The sequence below is a fragment of the Pseudomonas sp. 8 R 14 genome (genome assembly GCF_900005955.1).
Lineage (GTDB): Bacteria > Pseudomonadota > Gammaproteobacteria > Pseudomonadales > Pseudomonadaceae > Aquipseudomonas > Aquipseudomonas marginalis.
On record NZ_CVTH01000075.1, the window covers coordinates 290,369 to 316,730 of the forward strand.

Below are 26,362 nucleotides of genomic sequence, written 5' to 3' on the forward strand. Positions count from 1 at the left end.
AGCCCTGGCACAACGACGCACAGCCATGATGCCGCAAGCAAGGCAAAATGCCATCACTGATTATGAGATGAGGCTTGACCGTTGGTCGGCAAAAACCTATGCAATCGGTCAAGCTCTGTAGAGGATGTCGACCATTCAAGAGAAAGCTGTAGCCGAGCGCCCGTTTTTTCCGGCCGCCACGGCTACCTCAATCTACTGCCCTGGCCATGCTGGTTTGCGAACCGATCTCTACCGCAAACTTGCTGTTGAAGGGCAAGTAATGGTTGTAAGCCTCGGCAAAGGCTGTGGCGTCTGAAGAAGACAGCTTGATACCCGCGAGCGACGGATCCGTTGCCGCCCAACTCAAGTCATAGGCGCTGCCCATGGTTTTCCTCAGCACGTCGTTGAACAAGGTCGGCCCCGTGACTTCAAAAATCCTGGTCTGGTACTCATTGAACGTCTTTATCTGCTTGGCGGTAGGGGTTCCCTTCAAGTAAGGGCGATTACCTTCGAGCCATTGCTGATTGCCTTTGAAACGACGGTACAGCTCATCGCTGATATCGCGCAGCACAGGATTATTGGGATGACTTGCAAACACACTGGTGTTGTAGCCAATAAAATCGGTGTCTGCATAGGAAACATGCGAGTTCAATAACACCTGATTACCCGTCGCCTTGAGCTCCACCTCACCGATATTGGCCGTGACCACGTCATCACTGTCCAGGTAAATACCGCCCCGGTGATTGATCAGCGGGTAACGTAATGCATCACTGGCCGCCGCGTAGTTTTGCCCCGCGCCTTGGCGGAAGAACTGATAAACCTCGCCGGAATCCGATGCCTTGAAGGCTTTGAAAAAGGCATCATCGTTCAAGTTACGCACGTCCAGGTTGCGGCCTTTGCCCTGAAGTTGCGCTTTTATCTGCTCAAACACCTGCGGTGTGTCCGCATCGATATGCACAATGGTTTTATAAGCAGAGGTCTTTTCTGCGTTACTCAGAACAGTGGCGAGCCGATCATCCGGCATGCTGCCGCCCGCCCAGATGTAATTGATCTCCTTGGGGATGGCGGTGGCTGCCTGGGGAATAGGCAGCGCTGCAACGCGCACGGTTCTGATACTGCTGGGCGAAGGCAATGTGTCTTTGACTTTCAAGTATTCCTGTAACGGCCCGGCGCGCCAGTCGTAAGGCCCGGCTCGCCAGAAAACATCACCCAGCGCATCGCCCCGGCCGATTTTACGCCAAGCGCCCAGTTCGGCATCAAACCTGACTTCAGTCGTAAAGTTAGCGAGAAAGGTTATTTGCCCATCCCTCCTCACCACTTGCTCAACCTCGTCCATCGGCAGTTCAACCAGCTTGTAGTCCTGTGACGCAATGCCGTCTCCACCCTGTAACCCCAAGCGACGCCACTGTTCGTTGCCACGGTTGCTGAACAAGAACTCGGTTTGCCGGTTGGTCTTCGGGTTAATCAGCCGCGCCTGCACACTCCCCGGGCTGCCGGCCTGCGACACCTCGCGAACTTTATAAACCGAGGTTTTCCCCGAGCCGTCCGCGTTGCGAATGTACTGTGCGCCGTCCTCCCCTCGGTAGATACCCTGGCTGTCAGGCGTCAACCCCGCCAACTTCGCTTTACTGACCGCATACTTGTCGAAGTGCACATTATCAACGGCACCCGGCGCAACTGCGGGTGGGCTGACAGGGCGAAAATCCTTGAGCGCCGGGCCATAGGCCGTGCGAGTAGTGACATCGTAGGCATGCCACTTGCCCCGATGACGCTTGGCAATAACCTTCAATCCCTGCGTCGATGCACTCGCCAAACCCATCTCACCTTCGACAGCACCCGACATTTTTGCGTAGGCGTTGAGATTGAAACCCTGCCCCTGCAGCCATTTCAGTTCCCTGTGACCGGCCTGCCAGAGCGTTTTGATGCCTTGGGTGGCCCGCAGCCCCAAGCCCCCTAGACCTTCCACCGGGTTCAGACCGCTGAGGGCGGCCCGGAACAGGATGTCAGACGCCTTGAACGCTCGCGTTCCAAGCCGCTCAGTCACTTTGCCAGCCACCTTCGCCGCCGAACCCAGCCCCTTGCCGACTGGCACGACGAAACCAAAGATATCCAGCGCAAAATCGCGCACAGCAGCACCGACGTTTCCGTTGGCGGCATTCTCGATCGCGTTTTTGAGCGGAATCAAACCCGTGACAAAATCATGTCCGGCCTTGATCTGCGCCTCCTCATCTTCCACCGCCGTCGACCCGCGTGCGGCCGCTTTCATCGCTGCTGGGTCATACAGCAGGTGATTGGCCATGACCTCAGCAATCTGGCCGAAGCGAGGATGGTCGATAGTCGGAACCGCGTCGTCCATCGCCTTTCTGTCCTCGGGCAAGAGCGGCGCATTGAGTTTTTCGGTCAATAAATCATGGGAGTACGTGCCCGGTCGCGGGGCAGTGCCTGAACGGTAAGCCTCGTAGTCCAGCCATTCGCCGATCCCTTTGGCTTGACGGGCTGCATACCCCTCAGGATCCGCCACTCGGGGCGCTGGATTCGGCGGATTCCTGGGCAGGTCCTCGCGCTTTCGAATGAGCCCCTGCAACGGGAACAACTCATAGGACGCATGCTTGAAGTCGGCATAGGCCCGGCCAGTGTCACGCTTGTCCCTTGGGGTCAGGACCCGCATCCACAAACCGTAGCGCGCCACGGCGGCCTGCGCTTGGGCGTCGGACTCCAGCCCCTCGGCCTGGGCCTCACTGGCCTTGCGCAAGGAAAAAAACTCTACCTGGCCGGACGCGATGGTTTGCCTGTCGCTCAGCGGCAATTGCGAGAGTTGATGTGCGACCAATGTCGTGAGACTCGCCTTCAGGCCACTCACGTATGCATCGAATTGCTCATCGAAGATTTTTCCAACGTCAGGCAGCGGCGTGACCCTGTAATGCCGATTACCCAGGGAAAAATCGTGACGCACCCCTCGCGGGATACGGTCCATTTTGCCGGCCATGTAAATGTCCAGCAGTGAGTGCAGCTCACTCTCGCTGGCATCAATGTGGGTGATGCTGATGTTTGGGACTTCAAAAGAAACATCGTCTCCATAGGCTTTTTTCAGTTCGGCAAGCGCAATGTCTCTTCGGGTGGGCATCGTCGCGGCCAACTGACTCTGCGCCTTTTGCAGCCTGGTCATGGTTTCATTGAAGGTTGTCCGTAACCCATCCAGTTGTTCGGGCGTATACACCCTCGGATTGGCCGGGACTCTGCCCTGGGCAATGCCCCAATCGACCAGCGCCTGCTCCTGGGCGTGACGCTCGACGATTGCCTGAGTCAGCGAGACCGGACCATGGCTCTCACGCGTCATCCACTCGCCAAAAGGAATGCACGCGGCAACACCCGGTATCGCGTGTTCGCTGGCCTCAACCACTGCCGTGAGCCTCATCCAGGCGGGTGACCCCACCACCAGATTGGCGGGCATATCAGGCACAAGAAAGGTCGGTGCCGCGCCCACGAGCAGCAGCCAGGCCGCCGCAGGAGCCAAGGCGGAGGTGACTTTGCCCTGCGCCACCAAGTGCTGGCTCAATCGCTCCACTACCACGGCCGGGCTTACCCCCCAGTTGGCCGGCGCCAGCAAGTCATACCCGGCCACCTGCCCGCGTTGGCTGCCTGCGTGCGGGTCAAGTTCCAGCACCATCGCTGCCATCGCCCATTGAGCGGCGCTGGAAGGTGTAGATACGCCGTCGAAAGCCGCCTCGAGTTTTTTCCCCAACGCTTGGACTTCGGGACTTTCAATCATCTGTTCAATCCGCTGCACGACGCCTGCGGGTCGACTTGAATCAACGTGTTTCTCCTGAAAGAGCGCGAACAAACCCTTGCCAGGCGAAACCTCGGCCAGGGTCTGCGAGACCATCGCCTGCAGCCGACGCCTTTGCTCAGCGTCCAGCGCAAGCGGCATGGACAAAAGGCCCCAGTAGTTGCCCCGTTCAAGCGGCTCGGGCAGAGGGTTTGAACTCGCGTAGAGCAGGTCTGCCAGTTGTTCCGGGGTGTGTGGAACATTCAAGCCGGACTCCCTTAGAAACCAGGCCACCGGCACTTGCGAAGCAGGCTCAAGCCGATTTTCGCGTCCAAACGTTGAAAGGGCATCAGCAGGCATCATCTGACGGTCCAACAAGGTTGCAACCTTCAGGCTCGGGTTTTCCAGCGCGGCCTTTTGCACCGCCCCCAAGGCCGTTATCAGGCTCTGCGTGTTGCGGGTATTGCCAAGCCGTTCTCTCGCTTCATCCAGGCTCTGTTCAGAGCTAGACAGTGACCTTTGCAGCGAGCGCCCAGGGTTTACCTGCACGGCTGCGGGTGGCGAGCTTGAATCATGGATTTGGATGGGTTCGCGCTGATGCCCTTCCCAGGGCAGGGGCGACTGAAGTTCAGGGCGAGATTGGCCAGGGAGGACGGTTGTAGGAATGGTGCGCATGAATTGCCCCTCACAGGCCCGTCGAGAGCGGGCCAAGGTTAGGAAAGGCCGGAGAGAGTTCCGGAGTAACCTGAGTGCAACTTGGAGAAAAATCGGCGAGACGAAAATTTTAGAAGCTGTTTCACCCAGCCAAAACGGCATGGAATAGGTCAGTCACGGTGCCACCCGCTCACGCCGCATCCACCGCTCGAACGCCAGGGCATTCAACGGTCGGCTGATGAGATAGCCCTGGGCCGTGTCGCAGTTCCACTGTTTGAGCAACTTGAGACTAGGCTCGAACTCCACCCCTTCGGCCACCACCTTGAGCCCCAGGTTGTGGCTCATTTCGATGGTGGAGCGCACGATCACGCCGTCGCCCGTGGCGCTATCGAGGTTGCGCACGAACGACTGGTCGATCTTCAACTCCTGCACCGGCAGGCGCTGCAATTGCGCGAGTGAGGAGTAGCCGGTGCCGAAGTCATCCACCGACAGGCTGATGCCGCAGCCGCGCAGTTGCTCCAGCACGCTCAAGGCTTGTTGCGGGTTGTGCATGATCGCGCTTTCGGTGATCTCGAAAATCAGCTGCTGGGCGGGCACCTGGTAGTGCGCCAGCAAGGTGGTGACGCGGGTCGCCAGGTCATCATCGGCCAAGTCATCCACCGAGATGTTCACCGACAACTGAATGTGCATGCCGCGCTGCGACCACTCGCTGATCTGGCGGATGGCTTCTTCGATCACCCACAGGGTCAGGCCGCCCATGCTGCCGGTGCGCTCGGCCAGGGGGATGAATTCGGCGGGCGACACCAGCCCCAGGGTGGGATGCTGCCAGCGCAGCAGGGCTTCGGCCTGGCACACCTCGCCATGCTTGAGGTCGAGCTTGGGCTGGTAGCACAGGTACAACTCGCCTTCGACGACGGCCCGTCGCAGGTCGCGGATCAGGGTGATCTGGCGCTGGTGGGCGAGGTCGCGGTCCTGCTGGTAGATCTGCAGATAACCCGGCAGCGTCGCCGCATCGTGGCGGGCGATGGCGGCGCGACTGATCAACTCTTCCACCTGCTGGCCATCGGCGGGATAGGCGGCGATGCCGATGCTGACTTCGTGGCGCACTTCGTCATTGCCGATGCGCTGGGGCTCGGTGAGCAGTGCGTAGAGGCGGTCGGCGCGGGTCACTGCACGGTCGATCTCGGTGTTCTCCAGCAACAGCAGGAATTCGCTGCCGGTGATGCGCGCCGCGGTATCGCTGGCCAGAAGGCTCATGGACAAACACCGGCTGGCTTCACGCATCATCTCCTCCACGCCCTCGGGGCCGAAGCCTTCGTTGATCACCCGGTAGTTCTCGATGCCCAAGTACAGCAACACCACCGGCCGCCGCGCACTGATCGCGCTGCCCAGGCGCTCCATCGCCAGCGCCCGGTTGGGTAGACCGGTGAGTGGGTCGTGCAGGGCGTTGTGGGCCAGTTGCCGTTCGCGCACGGCGATGCCGCTTTGCATGGCGTTGAAGGCGCGGGCCAGCAAACCGAACTCATCCTGGCTGCGTACCCGCACCGGCGTGCGGTAATCACCGGCGCCGATGCGCCCCGCCGCCTCCACGAGGGCGTTGAGCGGGCGCGACACCCGCCGCGCCAGGAACAACGCGCCGGCCAACGACACCAGCAGCACCGCCAGGGCAATCCCGAGAAACTGCCGGTCCAGCGGCGCAAAGGATTCCAGCGCATGGTCCAGCGGGCTTTGCAGCAATACGCGCACGTCATCGCCGTCGCCGGTATTGGCCAATGGAAGCACGCGGCTGAGCACGCGCTGACCGTGGAACCCATGGATCTGTGCCTCAGGGTTGAGCGGAGCGTCGTGCAGCAGGCTGAGGGCGGTGGCCCGGTACGCGTCGGGCTGGGTGCTGAACAGCGGGCCGGGCGTTCCGTCCTGCACACTGAGAAACGACACTTCCAGGTTGCTCATGGAGCGCAGTTCATAGGCGAACAGTTGGTCCATGGCAAAGCCCATCACGATGCGCGCGATGGGTAACGGGTCGCGCACTTCATCCTGCACCAGCAGGTAAGGCCGCCCATCCAGGGCCACGATCACCATGTGCAGGCCATTGCGCCGCGCATGGCGCAAGGCGGCGTCATAGGGGAACGGCTGGCCGCGGGTGAGGATAGGGAGTGTGCTGACCATGACCTTGCCATCCAGGCCCAGCACAAACACGTCGCTGGAACGGATGCCGGTGCCGTGGCGACGCAGTGCCGCCAGGATCGGCGCGGGCTTGCCTCCGGCCACGGCCTGCTTGAACGGACCATCGCCGGCGAGCCAGTCGAGCCCGTATTGCAGGCGCCGCCCGCGCAGGTCCAGCAGACGCTCGAATACCTGGGTTCCGGTTTTCAGTTGGACTTGTGCCTGGTTCTCCACGGCACGGCGGGTGGCGCTCTTGACGGCGAAATAGGTGGCGGCGACCACCACCAGCAGCAACAGCGCCAACACCCCGGCGATGCGGGTTTGAAAGGTATGGCGCCATGTCATGGCAGTGCCCTCTGGCAGCGTTCGCCTCTCTCTGCCGCCGCGTCCCTTAGTCATGTGCAGTCCCTGCGCCCAAACCCGCCGTCAAAAAAACATCTATTTAGACTGGACATTTTGTTTTAGCAGAGTAGCTGGGACAGAGCAGAAGCGCACCGAATAAAACCGGGGATTTAACTGTCATTTTATTGGCGACAACCGCTTGGCCATACCCACCTGTCAGCTGCGGGCGCGCATGAAGTCCCCCCAACGCCGCACCAGATAGTTGTGCTCATCCATGACCGAGTTCCACACCGCAATATGCCCCATGCGCTGCTCATAGGAGCCGCCATCGCGCACCTCGCCGATATCGATCAACGGCAACCCATCACTGCCGAGCAGCTCCTCCCGCGCAGGCTTGCCGGCGTACCAGTAATCCCACTCGGCACTGCTCAGGTGATCACGGCTGCGCGCCGGGTTGCCGATGTAGTAACCCTGGCGCGCCATCACCGCGCCCGGCCAGCCGGACAACCACCAATTGAGGTACGCGTAGGCCGCGTCCAGCACCGGCCCCTGGGCATGGCGCGACAATGACAAGCCGCCGAACCAGGCGCGATAGCCTTCGCGGGGCACCGCCAGGCGGTATTTCACCCCGGCGCGGTGCAGGCGCATCAAGGTTGGCGACCACAGGCTCTGGATATCGATGCTCGGGCTGAGCATCAGTTGCGCCGCCTCTTCATCGTCGGACCAAAACGCAGCGAAATGCCCTTCCTTCTGCTTGCGCACCAGAATATCGGCGAGCACGTCGATCTCTTCGATGCTCATATTGCCGATGTCGTTGAAGCGCGCCAGCCCCGCGCCCTGCACCGCCAGCGCCGCATCCAGGGCGCCGATGGCGGCGTCGCTTTGCAGTGCCGTGCGGGCACGCCAGGCCGGGTCCAGCAGCCAGCCCCAGCTTTCGTTGCCGTGGCAAAAACCCTCGGGCAGGCGCTCGGGGCGGTAGGCAAAACTGTCCGCATTGTGGGTAAGGGGCAGCATGCTGATGCGTTCGGTGACGGTGCTGCCCAGGCTGCCATCGTGCTGCACGAACAACCGCTCACTGGGCACACTGCCGCTGCCCAGCCGGTCGTTGGGTGACAGGCGACCGCGCTTGGGCAAGTCGTTGATCTCGTGCCACAGCGCGATGCGCCGCGTGTCAATGGGCTGGATCGCCCGGGCCGGCCACACGAAGTCGACGTTGTGAAACCATTGGTCGTACAGGTCGTAGCTGTCGGGCTGCATCACTGCGATGCGCTGGGCCTGTTCCACATCGTGCACCTGGTACACGAGGCGAATCCCCAGTTCCTGTTCGGCGCGCACGCGCAGGCATTCGAGCAAAGTGACCGAGGTGCCGAGCACTCGTAAGGTGATCATTCGGCGAACCGCCGCGAGAACACCTCAAACGAGCGCTGCAGCAGCGCGGGGTCCAGGCCACGCAGGATAAACACCAGCCGCGATTGCCGCTCGGTGCCTGGCCACGTGGGCAGATGGACCGGGGCATGCAGGCAATGCTGCACGCCATGAATGACGATGGGGGCGTTACTGGCGTTCACGTTGAGCAGTCCTTTGACGCGAAGGATTCGTTCGCCGTGGCATCTTAACAGCATCGACAACCACACCCCGAAGCCGACCCAGTCCAGCGGCTGGTCAAAGGTCATACTGCACACTTGGGCCGCCCCATGGCTGGCGCTGGTGGTCTGGTGCAATTGCCAGCGGCTGACTTCCAGGGCGGGTTCGGCACTGCGCAGGCCTTCGCCGAGCAACAGTTGGTCGCCACTGTGGATAGCGTGGGTATCGAGGATCGGCGTACCGGTGTTGAGCGCCTGCAGGTGCGCACGCAGCGGTTCGCAGTCATCCACAAGATCAGTCTTGCTCAGCAGCAAACGGTCTGCGGCCGCAACCTGGGCCAGCCATTCCGGGTGCAGGCGTTCCTGCAACGCGGCGTGGCTGGCGTCGACCAGCGTCACCACCAGGCCGATATGAAAACGCCCGCGCAGTTGCACATCGTTGTTCAAGGTGGCGAGGATCGGGGCCGGGTCGGCCAGGCCGGTGGTCTCGAGGATCACCCGTTTGAACGCAGGAATTTCGCCACGCTCGCGGCGTTGCAACAGGCCGAGCAACGCGTCCTTGAGCTCGCCACGGATGGAGCAGCAAATGCATCCGCTGGGCAGCAGCACAGTGTTCGGCGCGACTTCTTCCACCAGCAGATGGTCGATGCCGATATCGCCGAATTCGTTGATCAGCAACGCGGTGTCGCCCAGGCTTTCGCCTTGCAGCAGGCGCTGGAGCAAGGTGGTCTTGCCACTGCCGAGGAAGCCGGTGATCACATTTAGAGCAATGCTCATATTTACCTCCACGCCCGGTAGGAGCGAGCTTGCTCGCGAAAAACCCGAGAGCGCCACGTACATCCAGACAACACGCGTTATCGTTGACGTTTTTCGCGAGCAAGCTCGCTCCTACAGTGGGGTGTTTTCCAGGTGGTCAAGCAGACGCGGATCAAGGGGATCCAGCGGCCGGCCGAGCATGGCTTCAGCTGCCTGCCACAGTTGATCCAAGCCGCTCGCCAGTGCCTGTTTACCGGTGGCGCCCAACAGCAGATAAGACGCGCCCTGGAAGTCTTCGACCTTGAGCCGGAACACCGCCAGCACCTGGTTGATCGCGGCGATACGGCGCAGGCGTTCGCGGCGCCTGGGCAATTCATCACCCAAGGGGTCGCTCCAGTGCAGGTCTTCGCCGAGCAATCCGCAGAGTCCGCACATGGCTACACCCCGCTCATGGCATGACATCGCCGGAGTTCGGGCCCAGGGTCTGGCCGACGAACAGGTTGCCGCCGGGTTCACTGGCCAGCAGCACGGCGGTGGGCGCCACTTCGTCTGCCAGGCCGAAGCGCCCCAAGGGCAGCTCCTTGGCCTTGGCGCGCTTCCAATCGTCGCTGATACCGCCCACTAACGGCGTCTCGATCGGTCCGGGGGCGATGGCATTGACCAGCACATTGTCCTTGGCCACCTCCAACGCCAGGGACTTGGTAAAACCGATCACTCCAGCCTTGGCGGCAGCGTAGTGAGTCAGTTCGGCGCCGCCCTTGATACCCAGTTGCGAAGCCACGTTGATGATCCGTCCCCAACGCTGCGCGAGCATATGGGGCAAGGCACGTTGGCTGGCGACGAACACGCTGGTGAGGTCGACGCGCAGCATGTCGTTCCACATTTCGATGGACAGGTCGACGCAACGCGCCTGGGTGAGCATCCCGGCATTGTTGACCAGGATATCGATGCCGCCGAAGTGGTCGACGCAACGGTCGACACTGGCCTGGGCGCCTTCGACCGTGCCCACATCGGCCACGCACTCGACCACCTCGGCGCCCAGGTTACGGCAGGTGATCGCGGTTTCGGCGAGGCTGGCGGAGTTGCGGTCGGCCAATAACAGGCGCGCGCCTTCAACGGCATAGGCGCGGGCGATGGCGGCACCGATGCCGCTGCCGGCGCCGGTGATCACGGCGCGGCGGTCAGTCAGTTGGATCATGTTAAATCTCCTGAAGCAAACACAGTTTCAATGTGGGAGGGGGCTTGCTCCCGATAGCGGTGGTTCAGTTAGAACTGCTGTGACTGACCCACCGCTATCGGGAGCAAGCCCCCTCCCACATTTGGATCGAGTACACCAGTCAGTCGGGCCAGCGTACGGTCAGGCCGCCGTCGATAACGATGCTCTGCCCGGTCAAATAGCTCGACGCTTCACTGGTCAAGAACTGCACCAGCGACGCCACTTCATCCGCGCGCCCTACCCGCCCCAACGGAATCGCTCGCGCCGCTTTTGCCAGACCTTCCGGACCCAGCGAGTTCTTCGCATCCAGCGACTGCGGCGTCTCGATCAACCCCGGGATCACCGCATTGCAGCGAATGCCCAGGGGCGCCAATTCCACCGCCAGCGAACGGCACAACCCCGGCACACCGGCCTTGGCCGCAGCGTAATGGCTGTGGTCGTGCCAGCCATACACGCCGCCGGCAATCGAAGAGATCGCCACCAGCGCGCCGCCTTCGTTCATATGCCGCGTCGCCGCGCGGAAGGTGCGCATCACCCCGGTCAGGTCGACATTGAGCATCTCGTTCCATAACTCGTCGGTCATTTCCAGCAGCGGCGCACGGCGCAGCAAACCGGCGTTGGCCACCGCGTAATCCAGCCGACCGAAATGCTGTACCGCCTGTTCGGCGAGGGCGTCCACCGAGACGGTATCGCCCACGTCCAGCGGCAACATCAGGCACTCGCCCCCCGCCTCTTCCACCAACGACACGGTGGTGCCCGGGTCGTGGGGATCGGCCGGGTAATACCCGCCCACCACCGCCACGCCACAACGTGCATAGGCCACGGCGAGGGCTTGGCCGATGCCACTGGCGGCGCCGGTAATCAAGGCAACTTTACGGCTCATCGAACTCTCCTTACTGAACGGTTTCCGGACGCACATGGCGGGCGGCAAACATCAGGGCGCCGGACAAGAAGCACGGCAGCGCGCCGAACCACAGCGCGGCGGTCTGCCAGTCACTGCCGGCGGACAACACCTGGGTCGCACCAAAGCCCGCGACTACGGCACCAATCGGGCCCATGGCATGGATGATCGCGCCGCCGGTGGCGCGGATGCTGGTGGGGAAACTTTCACTGATAAAGAACAGCGCCGCCGAGTACGGCCCGATCAGGAAGAACAGGCCCAGGCTGTACAACCCGACCACCATCGGCATATTGCTTGGGCCAAACAGCATGCCGGCAAACGCCAGGCCGCCGAGCATCCAACCCAGGCCGATCACATTGCGACGGCCGATCTTGTCGCCCATCCAGCCGTGGCTGAGGTAGCCGCAGTAACCCACCAGGTTGGACAGCACGAGGATGATCAGCGAGTTCTCGAACGAGATGTGGTGCACGCTGACGATCACCGAGGTGCCGAGCACGCTGAACACCTGGATCGCTGCCCAGTTGAGCAGCAGCGCAGCGCCGATCACCAGGGTGGCGCGACGGGCCGGGCCACGGAAGGCCGCCTTGAGGCCGGCCTTGCTGTGTTCGTCGTAGTCCACACCGTAGGTCACGGCAACGTTTTGTGCTTCTTTCACCGCGCCGCTTTTACGCAACTGACTGATGCGCTGGTGGATCTGGAATTGCGGGCTCTCCTTGAGCTTGCGCGCCATGATCGCGATCACCACCGCCGGGATCGCGGCGAAGATGAAGCAACCCTGCCAGCCGATGATCGGCAGCAACAGCGCGGTCAAGCCGGCGGCGATCAACGCACCGACCGGCCAGCCGCCCTGCACGAGGCTGTAGATGAAGCCGCGGCGCTTGGTCAGTCGCGGGTCTTCCGAGGCGCCATACAGCTCGGTCAAATAGGTGGCGTTGACGGTTTCTTCGGCATACCCCAGGCCGCCCAGCGAACGAATCAGAATCAGCGGCGACTTGCCCCACGCCCCGCCAATGGCGGTCAGCGCCGAGCACAGTGCGGAACCGGCCACGGTGAAAATAATCCCTTTGCGCCGCCCCAGCTTGTCGACGATCGGCCCGATGGCCAAGGCAACCACGGCGGTACCCACCGCCACCCAGGTCGCGATTTCAGCCTGCTCCACTTCACCCCAGCCGAAGTGTCGGCCGATCTCCGGCAGCAAGGTGCCGAACAGGATGAAGTCGTACACCGCAAACACCCAGGCGAAAAACGCGATCCAGGTGGCGAAGCGCACTTCCTGGGACGTCAGTTGCCGGGGTTTCCAGCCAGTCAGGTCAAGCTTGTTGTAGATGGACATAATCGCGCCTCGGGAGGTGGAGTGGGCTTTCTGTAGGAGCGTGCTTGCTCGCGAAAATCGTCAACGATGACGCGGGCATCCTGAATGCACGCGGTGCTCTCAGGCTTTTCGCGAGCAAGCTCGCTCCTACAGGGTTGGGATCAGGTACGCGGTTGGCGGCGGATAAAGTCGTCGGCGATTTCGTCGAAGGTGACGAAGCGCACGCCGGCATGGCTCTGGATGTGTTCGATCAAGCGTTCAAGCATCAGCAGCACTTGCGGGCGGCCGGACACGTCGGGATGGATGGTCATGGTGAATACCGCGTGTTCGTGCTCGCGGTAGACCCAGTCGAACTGGTCGCGCCACATTTCTTCGAGGTGGCGCGGGTTGACGAAGCCGTGGCTGTTGGGGGCTTTCTTGATGAACATCATCGGCGGCAGGTCGTCGAGGTACCAGTTGGCCGGGATCTCCACCAGATCGGTTTCTTCGCCGCGCACCAGGGGTTTCATCCAGGTGTCGGGGTGCTGGCTGTAGTCGATCTTGGTCCAGCTGTCGCCCTTGCGCACGTAGTAGGGGTGGAAGTCGTTGTGCATCAGGCTGTGGTCGTACTTGATGCCTTTTTTCAGCAACAGCTCGTTGGTGACCTTGCTGAATTCCCACCACGGCGCGACGTAGCCGGTGGGGCGTTTGCCGGTGACTTGGGTGATCAACTCGATGGATTTATCGAGGACGATTTCTTCCTGCTCGGCGGTCATCGCAATCGGGTTTTCGTGGCTGTAGCCATGCACGCCGATTTCGTGGCCGGCGTCGGCCACGGCCTTCATCTGCTCGGGGAAGGTTTCCATCGAGTGGCCGGGGATAAACCAGGTGGTGCGCAGGCCGTAGCGCTCGAACAGTTTGAGCAGGCGCGGCGCACCGATTTCACCGGCGAACAGGCCGCGGGAGATGTCGTCGGGCGAGTCTTCGCCGCCATAGGAACCGAGCCAGCCGGCGACGGCGTCGACGTCGACGCCAAATGCACAGAGGATGTCTTTAGCCATGGTGTGTCTCCTTAAAAGTTAAGTACGGACTCGACGGACAAGGCCGCGCGCAACAGCCGCGCGTCTTCTCCGCTCGGGGCGCTCAGCAGCAGCCCGGTGGGCAGGCCCTGGGCATCGCGGCCACTGGGTAAGCTGACGCCTGGCATGTCGAGAAAGCTGCCGGGCATGGTCAGGCGCAGGGTGGCGAGGTTGGTTTTGACGAACAGTTCGTCGTCGGCCTCAAGCGGTGCCAACGCCGGGGCGACATGGGCGACGGTGGGGGTGATCAGGATCGCGCCGTCAAGCGCGTCGAGCAGTTGCTGTTGCAGGCGACGGCGTGCGTCGGTCAGGTGGATCAACTGGCTGGCCGGCAATGCGCGCGCGGCTTCAAGGCGGCGGCGCACACGGGGGTCGAGGTGTTCGGCGTCAGCACTGTCGAGCAGGTCCTGGTGCAGGGCGAAGGCTTCGAACGCGCCGAGCCAGCCTTGGTGCTTGATCAGGTCCAGGGTGGCCTGGAACGGGGTGCTTTCACGCTCTTCAATCAGCGCACCGTCCGCCTTCAGTCGCTCAACGGCGCGCAGCAGGTTGTTGCGCACGGCAGGCTCCACGTCAGCCAGCACACCCTGTTCCAACACAAAACGCTGCCCTTTCAGGCGACGGGCACTGTGCTGCCGGGCACGGCCATGGAGCAGGTCGTCGATGGCCAAGGTATCGCGCACGCTGCGGGTCAACGGGCCAAGGCTGTCGAGGGAACGGGCCAGGGGAAACACACCGTCGCGGCTGTAGCGTCGGCTGCTGCTGCGGTACCCCACCAGGCCGTTGAGCGCTGCCGGAATGCGGATGGAGCCAGCGGTGTCGGTGCCCATGGCGATCGGCACGATACCGGCCGCAACCGCCACCGCCGACCCGGACGACGAGCCGCCGGGAATGCGCGCCTGGTCCGTGTCATGGGGATTGTGCGGCGTGCCGAAATGCGGGTTCAGGCCCAAACCGGAATAGGCGAGTTCGCTGAGGTTGGTCTTGCCGACGCTGACCATCCCGGCACGGCACAACAGGCCCACGCTGGGGGCGTCGAGCAACGCGGCGGGCGCAGTACGGCGGTAAGCGGCGCCGGCGGTGGTGATGCTGCCGGCTACGTCGAACAGGTCTTTCCAGGCCAGGGGCACGCCATCGAACACGCTCAAGGGCTGGCCGGCACGCCACCGGGCGGCGGACGCTTCGGCTTCACGGCGGGCGCGCTCGGCGGTCAGGGCAATAAATACGCTGGTCGAGCGGCTCGCTTGATCGAGTGCCTGCTCAAGGACTTGCACCGGGTCGCTGCGACCGCTGGCGAAATCCTCGGCCAGTGAAGTGGCGTCTGACATCAGGGAAACCTCATAAAACGTACATATTAATAAAATGTACATTTTACAAAGGCAGCTTTCGTGCCAGTCTCTGCGTAGCGCTCTTGGCGCGATTACGCATTCTTACCCAGAGCTACAGGATAGATGGTGTTGATCGATGGAAAAAAATCTTGCGCTACGGTTACGAAGCGTCCTCAATGAAATAATGTATCTTTTATTAATAAGTACATTTTGGTGCAGAAAAGTAACATTCCTACATTCAAGGCCCCAAAAAAGTGCCACCGACGTGGCGCAGAGTGACAGGCGCAACTTATGAGAGAATCCCCGGCCATCGTCCTACATGCCTTTGAGAAATCGATGAAAGCAGTGTCCGCCTCGGCCTCCCGTTACGCGATGATTCACCAGGTGTTGCGCGACGCGATCGTCAATGGCACCGCCCGCCATGGCCTGGTATTGCTGGAAGCGCCCCTGGCCGAGCTGTTCGGTACCAGCCGCGTGCCGGTGCGCAAGGCGCTGGACCTGCTGCACGCTGAGGGCTTGATCTGCCGTTTCAACGGCCGGGGCTACCTGATCAACCCCGACGGCCTGGCCATGGAGCCGTTGCGCCTGCCCTTGAGCCATGGGCACCTGGGCCTCAATGGCGAGGCCGAACTGGTGGACACCCGGCCGCTGGGCGAGCGCATCGTCGAGGAAATCGGCGCGGCGCTGTCCACCTGTATCGCCTTTGGCCATTACCGCCTGGATGAGCAAGCCGCCGCCGACCACTACGGCGTCAGCCGCGCGGTGGTGCGTGAAGCGCTGATGCGCCTGCGCGACCGCGGCCTGGTGGAAAAAGAGCCCTATTCCCAATGGCTGGCGGGGCCCCTGACCGCGCGGGAAGTCACCGAAGATTACGAACTGCGCGCCTGCCTGGAACCCGAAGCCCTGCGCCAGAGTGCCCCGAACCTCGACCGCGACATGCTGGAAGCCATGCTGCAGCGCGTGCTGGATGCCCAGGACAGCCCCCAGTGCAGCCTGGAAGCCATCGAGCAGATCGAAGAGGACCTGCACCAGCGCTGCCTGGCCGGCCTGCAAAACCGCAAGATTGCCGCGCTGATTCGCCAGGGCCAGAGCCCGATGATCATCAGCCGGATTTTTTACCGATTGCTGGGGATCGGCGCTGATCCGGCGATGCTTGCCGAACATCGATTGATTCTGGAGCTGCTGCTGCATGGCGCATTCGATGCGGCGGCGTTGAACCTGCGCGAGCATTTGCAGCGGGCGCGGCAGCGGATGTTGCAGCGCCTGAAAGTGCTCTCGGTGCTGCCAGAACAGCCACTCCCCGCCTACCTCCACAAAATCAGTTGACCCATATTGACCAATGTCGCCGCAGTAATTTCCTGCAATATGTTGCTATCTCACCCCCACCATTGAAACCACTGCTGCCCCGCCCCATCTAAGCTGCATACTTCCTTATGCAGGTGCCCCATGAGCGACCAGCAAGAATTCCCTGATTACGACCTCAACGATTACGCCGACCCCGAAAACGCTGAAACCCCTTCGTCCAATACCGGCCTGGCCCTGCCTGGGCAAAACCTGCCGGACAAGGTCTACATCATCCCGATCCACAATCGGCCGTTCTTCCCGGCGCAAGTGCTGCCGGTGATCGTCAACGAAGAGCCGTGGGCCGAGACCCTGGAGCTGGTGAGCAAATCCGACCATCACTCCCTGGCCCTGTTCTTCATGGACACGCCGCCGGAAGATCCACGCCATTTCGACACCTCCGCCCTGCCGCTGTACGGCACCCTGGTGAAGGTGCACCACGCCAGCCGCGAGAACGGCAAGCTGCAATTCGTCGCCCAGGGCCTGACCCGCGTGCGGATCAAGACCTGGCTCAAGCACCACCGCCCACCGTACCTGGTGGAAGTGGAATACCCGCACCAGCCGAGCGAGCCGACCGACGAGGTCAAGGCCTACGGCATGGCGCTGATCAATGCGATAAAGGAACTGCTGCCGCTCAACCCGCTGTACAGCGAAGAGCTGAAGAACTACCTCAACCGCTTCAGCCCCAACGACCCGTCGCCCCTCACCGACTTCGCCGCCGCGCTGACCTCGGCCACAGGCAATGAGCTGCAGGAAGTGCTGGACTGCGTGCCGATGCTCAAGCGCATGGAAAAAGTCCTGCCGATGCTGCGCAAGGAGGTGGAAGTCGCGCGCCTGCAAAAAGAACTCTCCGCCGAGGTGAACCGCAAGATCGGCGAACACCAGCGCGAGTTCTTCCTCAAGGAACAGCTCAAGGTCATCCAGCAGGAACTGGGCCTGACCAAGGACGACCGCAGCGCCGACGTCGAACAGTTCGAGCAACGCCTGGAAGGCAAGGTGCTGCCGGCCCAGGCGAAAAAACGTATCGATGAAGAACTGAACAAACTGTCGATCCTCGAAACCGGCTCGCCGGAATACGCCGTCACGCGCAATTACCTGGACTGGGCCACCTCGGTGCCCTGGGGCGTGTATGGCGAGGACAAACTCGACCTCAAGCACGCACGCAAGGTGCTGGACAAGCACCATGCCGGCCTGGATGACATCAAGAGCCGCATCCTCGAGTTCCTCGCGGTGGGCGCCTATAAAGGCGAGGTCGCTGGCTCCATCGTGCTGCTGGTGGGCCCGCCGGGCGTGGGCAAGACCAGCGTGGGCAAGTCCATCGCCGAGTCCCTCGGGCGGCCGTTCTATCGCTTCAGCGTCGGCGGCATGCGCGACGAGGCCGAGATCAAGGGCCATCGCCGCACCTACATCGGCGCCCTGCCGGGCAAGCTGGTGCAGGCGCTCAAGGATGTGGAAGTGATGAACCCGGTGATCATGCTCGACGAGATCGACAAGATGGGCCAGAGCTTCCAGGGCGATCCGGCTTCGGCACTCCTGGAAACCCTCGACCCGGAGCAGAACGTCGAATTCCTCGACCACTACCTGGACCTGCGCCTGGACCTGTCCAAGGTGCTGTTCGTGTGCACCGCCAACACCCTGGACTCGATTCCCGGCCCGCTGCTGGACCGTATGGAAGTGATTCGCCTGTCGGGCTATATCACCGAAGAAAAAGTCGCCATCGCCAAACGCCACCTGTGGCCAAAACAGCTGGAAAAAGCCGGCGTTTCGAAAAACAGCCTGAGCATCAGTGACGGCGCCCTGCGCGCACTGATCGACGGGTACGCCCGTGAAGCCGGGGTGCGCCAGCTGGAGAAACAACTGGGCAAACTGGTGCGCAAGGCGGTGGTCAAGCTGCTGGACGAACCGAACTCGGTGATCAAGATCGGCAACAAGGACCTGGAAAGCTCCCTCGGCATGCCGGTGTTCCGCAACGAACAGGTGCTGTCGGGTACCGGCGTGATCACCGGCCTGGCCTGGACCAGCATGGGTGGCGCGACCCTGCCGATCGAGGCGACCCGTATCCACACCCTCAATCGCGGCTTCAAGCTCACCGGGCAGCTGGGTGAGGTGATGAAAGAGTCCGCCGAAATCGCCTACAGCTACATCAGCTCCAACCTGAAGTCGTTTGGCGGCGATCCGAAGTTCTTCGACGAAGCCTTCGTGCACTTGCACGTACCGGAAGGCGCCACGCCGAAGGACGGCCCGAGCGCCGGGGTGACCATGGCCAGCGCGCTGCTGTCCCTGGCGCGCAATCAAGCGCCGAAAAAAGGCGTGGCCATGACCGGCGAACTGACGTTGACCGGGCATGTGCTGCCGATTGGCGGGGTACGCGAGAAGGTGATTGCGGCGCGCCGCCAGAAGATTCACGAGCTGATTTTGCCGGAGCCCAATCGCGGCAGTTTTGAAGAGTTGCCGGAGTACCTGAAGGAGGGCATGACCGTGCACTTTGCCAAGCGCTTTGCGGATGTGGCGAAGGTGCTCTTCTGATACCTCATTAGCCCGAGTGGGCCCCTGTGGTGAGCAGGCTTGCCCTGCGTTGGGCTGCGCAGCAGCCCCGAAACTGACGACCCTGTTCTTTCAGAAAGAATGGGGGTCTTTTTAAGAGGGGCTGCTTCGCAGCCCAGCGCAGGGCAAGCCTGCTCGCCACAAACGGCACCCGGCAGCCCTCTTGTCACACCTTGTCTCATCTTCGGTTATGCTCGGTCTTCGTCGCCAAACAACGGAGCCCCCATGATCGCCGCCCGCCTGCTTCTCCCCCTGAGCCTTTGCCTGCTCGCCGCCTGCGCCAGTGCGCCGAAGCAAAACGTCACCGTGGACAACCAGAGCGCCTGCCCGCTGCAACTCAAGACCGGGCAAAACCTGATCCTCACCCTGCCGAGCAACCCCACCACCGGCTACCGCTGGGCCATCCAGGATTCCGCCGGCGGCGTATTGCGGGCCCTGGGCCCCGAGGTGTACAGCAGCTCGGAATCCGGTGTAATCGGCGGCGGCGGCCAGTCCACCTGGCGCTTCCAGGCATTCACGGCCGGCCAGGGTCGTTTGCGCCTGACCTCCCAGCAACCCTGGGAACCGGAAGCCGAGCCCGCAGAGACCTTCGATTGCGCCATTACGGTGAACTGATATGCCATGGCTGATTCTTGCGTTGATGGGCGCAGGCACCTTTATCTACGGCCTGAGCACCCATGCCACGTTGCTGTGCCTGCTGGTCAAGCCGCTGCCGGTGCTGGCGCTGCTGGGTTGGCTGCATGATGCGCCGCCGACCGACTATCGACGCTGGATCAGCCTCGGGCTGATTTTTTCCCTGGTCGGCGATGTATTGCTGGCCTGGCCGGGCGACCTGTTTATCTTCGGCCTCGGCGCTTTCCTGTGTGCCCACCTGGCCTATCTCAGAGCCTATTTCAGCGACTGCCGCCGTCTGGCGCTGCTGCCGTTGGCGTTGGCGCTGGGCGTGGGCGCGATCCTGCTGGGCATCCTGATCTCCCACGGTCTTGGCGAACTGCTGGTACCGGTGGTGATTTACGCACTGGTGATCAGCGCCATGCTCTGGCGCGCGCTGGCACGTGTGGGCAGCGATGTACCGAAACGCTCGGCGCTGCTGGCGGCGGCGGGCGCGGTGTCGTTTGTGTTTTCCGACACGCTGATCGGCATCAATCGGTTTGTGCTGTCATTCGACGCCGCGCCGTATTTGTTGATCGTCACCTACTGGCTCGGACAGTGGGGCATCACCGCCTCGGCTTTCCATCAGACAACCCGCGCACACGAGGGCCAACTTGGCTAAAATGCCGGCCTTTCCCCTTCGTCGCCGGAACAACCGTGAGCAAAGAACCCGATCGCCTATTCGCCCAGCCCCTGCCCCAGGTGCCGGACTTCGCCTTTAACGAGGACGTGGTGCGGGTGTTCCCGGACATGATCAAGCGTTCGGTGCCCGGTTACCCGACGATTGTCGAAAACCTCGGCGTGCTTGCAGCGCAGTTTGCCCAACCACACAGCGTGCTCTACGACCTGGGCTCGTCCCTGGGAGCGGTGACCCAGGCCTTGCGCCGTCATGTGCGCACCGACGGTTGCCGCGTGATCGCGGTGGATAACTCGGCGGCCATGGTCGAGCGCTGCCGCGAATACCTCAATGGCCAGGACTCGATGTTCCAGGAGCTGCTGCCGGTCGAGGTGATCGACGGCGACATCCTCGCGCTGCAGTTCCAACCGGCCTCGGTGGTGGCGTTGAACTTCACCCTGCAATTTATCGCCCCGGATGAGCGCCTGGCGTTACTCGGGCGTATCCGCCAGTCGTTATTGCCCGGCGGCGCACTGATCCTTTCGGAAAAGCTGCGCTTCAACGACCTGGAAGAACATGCGCTGCTCACCGACCTGCATATCGCGTTCAAACGCGCCAACGGCTACAGCGAACTGGAAATCGCCCAGAAGCGCAGCGCCATCGAAAACGTCATGAAGCCCGACAGCCTCGAAGAACACCGCGAACGCCTGCTGGCGGCCGGGTTTTCGAAAGTCGTGCCGTGGTTCCAGTGTCTTAACTTTGCCTCGTTGATTGCCTTGCCATGATTGATCTGTCCCCCCTCGCCCGCCATCTGGTCGGTACCCCCCTGGCTGTATGGGCCCAAGGCCTGCAAGCGCAGCTCGATAGCAAGATGGAAAAGGGTCATGGCGACCTGGAGCGTTGGCAGAGTGCCCTGGACGCGCTGCCCAAGATCCAGCCCAGTGAAGTCGACTTGCTCAATGGCCTGGTGCTGGACACCGATTGCGACGACGCCACCCGCGCGCAGATGCACACCGCGCTGATGGGCTTGAGCCCGTGGCGCAAGGGCCCGTTCCACCTGTTCGGCGTGCATGTGGACACCGAATGGCGCTCGGACTGGAAGTGGTCGCGTGTGGCCCCGCACCTGGACCTGAAGGGCAAGCGTATTCTCGATGTCGGTTGCGGCAACGGTTACTACATGTGGCGCATGCTCGGCGCCGGGGCCGACAGCGTGATTGGCGTCGACCCGAACTGGCTGTTCTTCTGCCAGTTCCAGGCCGTACAGCGTTACCTGTCCGAACCCAAGGCCTGGCACCTACCGTTCCCGTTTGAAGACCTGCCGGCGAACCTGGAAGGCTTCGACACGGTGTTTTCCATGGGGGTGTTCTATCACCGCCGCTCGCCGATCGAGCATTTGCTGGCGCTGAAGGACACCTTGGTCAAGGGCGGCGAACTGGTCCTGGAAACCTTGGTGGTGGAAGGCGACCAGCAACAGGTGCTGGTGCCGGAAGACCGTTATGCGCAGATGCGTAACGTGTGGTTCCTGCCCTCAGTGCCGGCGTTGATGCTGTGGCTGCGGCGTGCCGGGTTCAGTGATGTGAGGTGCGTGGATGTGAGCGTGACCACGGTGGAGGAACAGCGCGGGACGGCGTGGATGAAGTATCAGTCCCTCAGCGACTTCCTCGATCCACAGGATCACTGCAAGACGATTGAAGGGCTGCCGGCGCCGATGCGGGCGGTGATCATCGCTAAAAAGTAAGCCCCCAAGCTCCCTGAAAAAATGAAGTGTTCTTTAGAGCGGGGGCTTGGCTCGGCGGGCCTTGAAGAATTCGCTCAACACCGTGCCGCACTCCTCGGCCAGCACCCCGCCTTCAAACAACACCCGATGATTCAGAAACTCCTGGGTAAAAAACTGCCCCTGGCTTTGCACGATCCCCGCTTTCGGCTCAAGCGCGCCATACACCACCCGCGCAATCCGCGAATGCACGATCAGCCCGGCGCACATGCTGCACGGTTCCAGGGTCACGTACAGCGTACTGCCCGGCAGGCGGTAGTTGCTGACAGCCTGCGCAGCGGCGCGAATGGCGACCATTTCGGCATGGGCGCTGGGGTCATTGCCGCTGATCGGGCAGTTGAAGCCGCGGCCGATGATTTCACCGTCCTGCACCAGCACCGCGCCCACCGGCACTTCGCCCAGCGCCGCGCCTTGGGCGGCAAGCGCCAGGGCTTCGCGCATGAAATCCTGATCGCGGCTGCGGTCGATAATCGCCGTGGGGCGAAACTGGCGCATCACGCCACCTCGATGGCGGCCATCAGGCCGGTTTCCATGTGGTCGATCACATGGCAATGGAACATCCACACCCCTGGGTTATCCGCCACCAAGGCCACTCGAGCACGTTCGTTCTTGCCCAGCAGGTAAGTGTCGGTGAAGTACGGGATCACCTTATGGCGGTTCGAGGCGATCACCTTGAAGCTCATGCCGTGCAGGTGGATTGGGTGCTGGTACTGGGTCATGTTCTTAAATTCGAAAATGTAGCTCTTGCCTTTTTCCAGCTTGGCAATCGGGCGGTCGGCGCAGGTCTTGTCGGTGATGTCCCAGGCCTGGCCGTTGATCTGCCACAGGCTCGGCGGCTTGCCATTATCGACATTCACCGACACTGAACCGACCCACTCGAAATTGAAGTTGAGTTTCTCCGCATTGGCCAGGTCCGGCTCGGCAATCGGGTTGGCGGGCAATGCCGGGGGCCATTCGGTCGGTGCATCGGCGTTGACGACTGAGCGGAAAGTGCCCAGGCGCACCGGGCCGTTACGGATCGACAGTTCTTCGCCCGCCGGCGGCGCCTTGATCGCGAGGCAGATGCGCATGCCCGGACCCAGCCAGTATTCCTTGCCCAGCGGGCGTGGTTCGACGGGGTTGCCGTCCAGCGCGTAGATCTGCGCTTCGACGTCAGGGATGTTGATGCGATAGGTCAGGGTGTTGTCGAGGTTGAGCAGGCGCACGCGGGTGATCTGCCCGGCAGGCAGGTCGATCACCGCCTGGGATACGCCATTGATCGTCGACAACCGCCCGGCCGTGCCCCCGCGCGCGGCCTCACGGGGAATGCTGAAGGCGACAAAGGCGCCCTCTTCGTCCACATGCCAGCTCTTCAGGCTCAGGGTGCGTTCGTGCTTGAACCCGGTGGGTTCGCGTTCTTCGATAATCAGCGGGCCGACCAGGCCGCGGCCGAGTTCTTCGCTGCTGTTCACATGGGGGTGGTACCAGTAGCTGCCGGCGTCGGGCACGCGGAATGTGTAGTCGAAGTATTCGCCGGGCAGCACCGGCAATTGCGAGACGTAGGGCACGCCGTCCATTTCCAGCGGCAGGCGGATGCCGTGCCAGTGGATCGTGGTGGCGACCGGCAGGTGGTTGATAAAGCGCACCCGCAGCCACTCACCCTGGCGCACCCGCAACTCGGTGCCCGGTGCCGAAGGGCCGAAGGCCCAGGCCTGGGTCTTGTGCCCCGGCACCAGTTCTACGTCGAGCGGCGCGGCGATCAATTCGTAATCGTGCCCCGCCTCGGCTTCGGCGACTTTCCCCAGCCAGTAGCGGTAGGCGCCACCGGCACCGACGCCCACTACGGCCAGGCCGGCAAGACCACCCAGGATTTGTCGACGGGAAAAGGATCGGGACACAACAACCTCACGTATCTGCCGCAGGCGCAGGGCCTGCAAAGGGCGGATACGATACACCTGCATGTGCTAAACAGTAAGGCTTCGCATTGCCGCAGTTGCTGATTTCATTGGGTCGCGGGGCGAGCACGCTTTTTGTAACAAAGAGCTTGTCGTGCCGAGCACGCTTTTTGTGGTGAGCGGGCTTGCCCCGCGTTGGGCTGCGCAGCAGCCGCAGTTCAATCGCCGCCGGGTGTCAGGGAGATCGGATTCGCAGGTTTCAGGGCCGCTTCGCAGCCCAACGCGGGGCAAGCCCGCTCACCACAGAGCTTGCGCTGCGGTATCAGGCCTTGGCAGCAGCCAGAATCAGCGCCTTCATCTCGGCAACCGCGCCTTTGAAACCGACGAACAGCGCGTGGGCTACCAGCGCGTGACCGATGTTCAGCTCGTTGATGCCCTTGATCGCGGCCACGGCTTCGACGTTGTGGTAGTGCAGGCCGTGGCCGGCATTGACGATCAGGCCTTCATTAAGACCGCAGTTCACACCGTCAATGATGCGCTGCAGTTCATCCGCCACTTCGGTCGGTGTGGTGGCGTCGGCGTAACGGCCGGTGTGCAGTTCGATGGCCGGCGCGCCGACACGGCGGGACGCTTCGATCTGACGCTCGTCGGCGTCGATGAACAGCGAGACTTCGCTGCCGATCTTCGACAGGCGCTCCACGGCGGCCTTGATCCGCGCTTCCTGGCCGGCCACGTCGAGGCCGCCTTCGGTGGTCAGTTCCTGGCGGGTTTCCGGGACCAGGCAGATGTGCGCCGGACGGATGCGCTCGGCGAAGGCCATCATTTCTTCGGTGACGCCCATCTCGAAGTTCATGCGGGTTTGCAGCACGTCCTTGAGCAGCAGCACATCGCGCTCCTGGATGTGGCGGCGGTCTTCGCGCAGGTGCACGGTGATGCCGTCGGCGCCCGCTTCTTCGGCGTCCAGCGCGGCCTTGACCGGGTCAGGGTAACGGGTGCCCCGGGCCTGGCGCAGGGTAGCGACGTGGTCGATGTTGACGCCAAGAAGAATGCGATTGCTGGTGGTCACGGAAGCGCTCCTGAAAAGGGGAAAGAAACGCTGCACAGCATACACGGGGATGTCAGGGCTTTCGAAACAACTCGCGACTGACCAGCGGCCGTCCACCCAAGTGCACGGCCAGCGCCTGGCGCATCAAGCGCTTGGCGGCGGACAAGGCGCCCGGTGCAGTCCAGTCGGCTTCACTCATGGCCAGCAGCTCGGTGCCCTGGAACAGCCCCGGTTGCAGCAGGTACACACGCTCCAGACCCGCATCCACCTGCAGGCGATACATGCCGTCGGCGGCGATGGGGTCGCCGTGCAGGTCGTTGTGCAGTTCGAAGCCGTAGCCCAGGTCGTCAAGCAGGCGCCATTCGAAGGCGCGCAACAGCGGCTCCAGGGGGCGGCCCTCGGCCAGGGCCAGCAAGGTGGCGGCATAGTGATCGAAGACCGCCGGGTGCGGGTCTTCGGCGGGCAACAGGCGGATCAGCAGTTCATTGAGGTAGAGGCCGCTGAACAGTGCATCGCCATTGAGCCAGGCGGACGTGCCGACGCTTTCCAGGCGGCCGACGTTCTTCAACTCGCCCTTGCCGCGAAACTCCACGTCCAACGCCACGAAAGGTCGCGCCAATGTCCCCGCCTTGCCCCGCGCGCTACGCAACACCGCGCGCAGGCGGCCTTGGGGCGTAAGGAAATCCACCAGGGCGCTGGTCTCGCGGTAGGCGCGGCTGTGCAGGACGTAGGCGAGTTGGCTGATGGGTTGGGATTGGGACATGGGTTCTCTATCTTGAAAACAACACAAACCTAATGTGGGAGGGGGCTTGCCCCCGATGGCAGTGTGTCAGTCATTTATTGGTTAACTGACCCACCGCTATCGGGGCATAAGTATCTACACAACTTTTTTCAGCGGCCTGTGGCGAGGGAGCTTGGGCCCGTGGCGGCCTTCGGGCCGACCATGTCGTTGGATTTGACCGAGTACATATCCGTTGCTGCGGTAACGGCCACTTAGGGTTACGCCCTTACGGCGTGTCACTTTTGTAAAGGCACAAAAGTAACCAAAAGGCCTTCGCCCCAACACTCGGCACCTCGCTTAGGCTCGGTGTGCCCGAACGCAGGCTTTGGAGCGTGGGCCGCCGCGATGGGCCATCCATGGCCCAGCGCGGCTAACCCGGCGTCCTGCCGGGTTACCCACGCTCCAAAGCCTGCGTTCGGCCAGCGTGTTTGACGGGGCGATGCCAAATCAAAAACAAAAGCGAGGCGGCCTTAAAGCCGACCTGATTATTGAAGCGTACGCGGTGTGGCTTCTACTTCCTTAATCGCTGACGAAGTCAGCAATCTTTTGATCTGCTCTGGCTCTGGCTCTGGCTTTTGATCTTGATCTCAGGCGCCCCGTTAACCACGCTGGCCGAACGCAGGCTTGAATCCGTGGGTAACCCGGCAGGACGCCGGGTTAGCCGTCCTGGGCCAGGGA

At 62.4% G+C, this 26,362-nt stretch carries 20 protein-coding genes; 6 read left to right on the forward strand and 14 right to left on the reverse strand.

Going from position 1 to position 26,362, the window contains the following annotated elements; genetic code table 11:
• Positions 1–187: 187 nt before the first annotated feature.
• From BFQ01_RS19865 to BFQ01_RS19910, 10 genes are all read right to left on the reverse strand, one after another.
• Positions 188–4,420, reverse strand: a complete 4,233-nt coding sequence (locus tag BFQ01_RS19865) for a glycosyltransferase (protein WP_176718757.1) — start codon at positions 4,418–4,420, stop codon at positions 188–190.
• 153 nt (positions 4,421–4,573) lie between these two features.
• Positions 4,574–6,910: a putative bifunctional diguanylate cyclase/phosphodiesterase gene (locus BFQ01_RS19870; protein WP_065926581.1), complete on the reverse strand. Its 2,337-nt coding sequence runs from the start codon at positions 6,908–6,910 to the stop codon at positions 4,574–4,576.
• 213 nt (positions 6,911–7,123) lie between these two features.
• Positions 7,124–8,296, reverse strand: a complete 1,173-nt coding sequence (locus BFQ01_RS19875) for an ABC transporter substrate-binding protein (protein WP_065926582.1) — start codon at positions 8,294–8,296, stop codon at positions 7,124–7,126.
• Entirely contained in the window at positions 8,293–9,267 is a 975-nt protein-coding gene (locus BFQ01_RS19880; RefSeq protein ID WP_065926583.1) for a CobW family GTP-binding protein, read from the reverse strand. Before BFQ01_RS19880 ends, BFQ01_RS19875 begins: the two co-directional genes overlap by 4 nt.
• Positions 9,268–9,378: 111 nt before the next feature.
• A complete protein-coding gene (locus BFQ01_RS19885) occupies positions 9,379–9,681 on the reverse strand; it encodes a hypothetical protein (RefSeq protein WP_065926584.1) in 303 nt (100 codons plus the stop codon).
• Between the two features lie 13 nt (positions 9,682–9,694).
• Complete coding sequence (locus BFQ01_RS19890; RefSeq protein WP_065926585.1) at positions 9,695–10,444, reverse strand: SDR family NAD(P)-dependent oxidoreductase; 750 nt, start codon at positions 10,442–10,444, stop codon at positions 9,695–9,697.
• A gap of 139 nt (positions 10,445–10,583) precedes the next feature.
• Positions 10,584–11,345, reverse strand: a complete 762-nt coding sequence (locus BFQ01_RS19895) for an SDR family NAD(P)-dependent oxidoreductase (protein ID WP_065926586.1) — start codon at positions 11,343–11,345, stop codon at positions 10,584–10,586.
• Between the two features lie 10 nt (positions 11,346–11,355).
• Complete coding sequence (locus BFQ01_RS19900) at positions 11,356–12,696, reverse strand: MFS transporter (protein ID WP_065926587.1); 1,341 nt, start codon at positions 12,694–12,696, stop codon at positions 11,356–11,358.
• A 140-nt stretch (positions 12,697–12,836) separates the two neighbouring features.
• Positions 12,837–13,715: a polysaccharide deacetylase family protein gene (locus tag BFQ01_RS19905; protein WP_003234086.1), complete on the reverse strand. Its 879-nt coding sequence runs from the start codon at positions 13,713–13,715 to the stop codon at positions 12,837–12,839.
• A gap of 11 nt (positions 13,716–13,726) precedes the next feature.
• Entirely contained in the window at positions 13,727–15,058 is a 1,332-nt protein-coding gene (locus BFQ01_RS19910; protein WP_065926588.1) for an amidase, read from the reverse strand.
• A 336-nt stretch (positions 15,059–15,394) separates the two neighbouring features.
• On the opposite strand from BFQ01_RS19910, the gene BFQ01_RS19915 reads away from it, so the two are divergent.
• The 6 genes from BFQ01_RS19915 to cmoB all read left to right on the forward strand — a co-directional run bounded on the left by BFQ01_RS19915 (position 15,395) and on the right by cmoB (position 21,948).
• The gene (locus BFQ01_RS19915; protein WP_065926589.1) at positions 15,395–16,384 is read left to right on the forward strand and encodes a GntR family transcriptional regulator; all 990 of its coding nucleotides are present in this window, start codon (positions 15,395–15,397) and stop codon (positions 16,382–16,384) included.
• 120 nt (positions 16,385–16,504) lie between these two features.
• On the forward strand, positions 16,505–18,925 hold the full coding sequence (gene lon / locus BFQ01_RS19920; RefSeq protein ID WP_065926590.1) for an endopeptidase La: 2,421 nt from the start codon (positions 16,505–16,507) through the stop codon (positions 18,923–18,925).
• A 243-nt stretch (positions 18,926–19,168) separates the two neighbouring features.
• Positions 19,169–19,558 (forward strand): protease inhibitor I42 family protein, encoded by a 390-nt coding sequence (locus tag BFQ01_RS19925; protein WP_065926591.1) that lies wholly within the window; start codon positions 19,169–19,171, stop codon positions 19,556–19,558.
• A gap of 1 nt (position 19,559) precedes the next feature.
• The gene (locus BFQ01_RS19930; RefSeq protein WP_065926592.1) at positions 19,560–20,216 is read left to right on the forward strand and encodes a lysoplasmalogenase; all 657 of its coding nucleotides are present in this window, start codon (positions 19,560–19,562) and stop codon (positions 20,214–20,216) included.
• A gap of 35 nt (positions 20,217–20,251) precedes the next feature.
• Positions 20,252–20,995, forward strand: a complete 744-nt coding sequence (gene cmoA / locus BFQ01_RS19935; RefSeq protein ID WP_065926593.1) for a carboxy-S-adenosyl-L-methionine synthase CmoA — start codon at positions 20,252–20,254, stop codon at positions 20,993–20,995.
• Positions 20,992–21,948, forward strand: a complete 957-nt coding sequence (gene cmoB / locus BFQ01_RS19940; RefSeq protein ID WP_065926594.1) for a tRNA 5-methoxyuridine(34)/uridine 5-oxyacetic acid(34) synthase CmoB — start codon at positions 20,992–20,994, stop codon at positions 21,946–21,948. The genes cmoA and cmoB overlap by 4 nt, the downstream gene beginning before the upstream one ends.
• A 33-nt stretch (positions 21,949–21,981) precedes the next feature.
• Here cmoB and tadA read toward each other — a convergent pair whose 3' ends face one another.
• The 4 genes from tadA to recO form a co-directional block, all read right to left on the reverse strand.
• Positions 21,982–22,479: a tRNA adenosine(34) deaminase TadA gene (tadA, locus tag BFQ01_RS19945; RefSeq protein WP_065926595.1), complete on the reverse strand. Its 498-nt coding sequence runs from the start codon at positions 22,477–22,479 to the stop codon at positions 21,982–21,984.
• Positions 22,479–23,861, reverse strand: coding sequence for a multicopper oxidase family protein (locus BFQ01_RS19950; RefSeq protein ID WP_065949017.1), 1,383 nt, complete (start codon positions 23,859–23,861; stop codon positions 22,479–22,481). The genes tadA and BFQ01_RS19950 overlap by 1 nt, the downstream gene beginning before the upstream one ends.
• Positions 23,862–24,180: 319 nt before the next feature.
• Complete coding sequence (gene pdxJ, locus BFQ01_RS19955; protein ID WP_065906925.1) at positions 24,181–24,924, reverse strand: pyridoxine 5'-phosphate synthase; 744 nt, start codon at positions 24,922–24,924, stop codon at positions 24,181–24,183.
• Between the two features lie 52 nt (positions 24,925–24,976).
• Entirely contained in the window at positions 24,977–25,666 is a 690-nt protein-coding gene (gene recO / locus BFQ01_RS19960; RefSeq protein WP_065926597.1) for a DNA repair protein RecO, read from the reverse strand.
• Positions 25,667–26,362 lie beyond the last annotated feature (696 nt).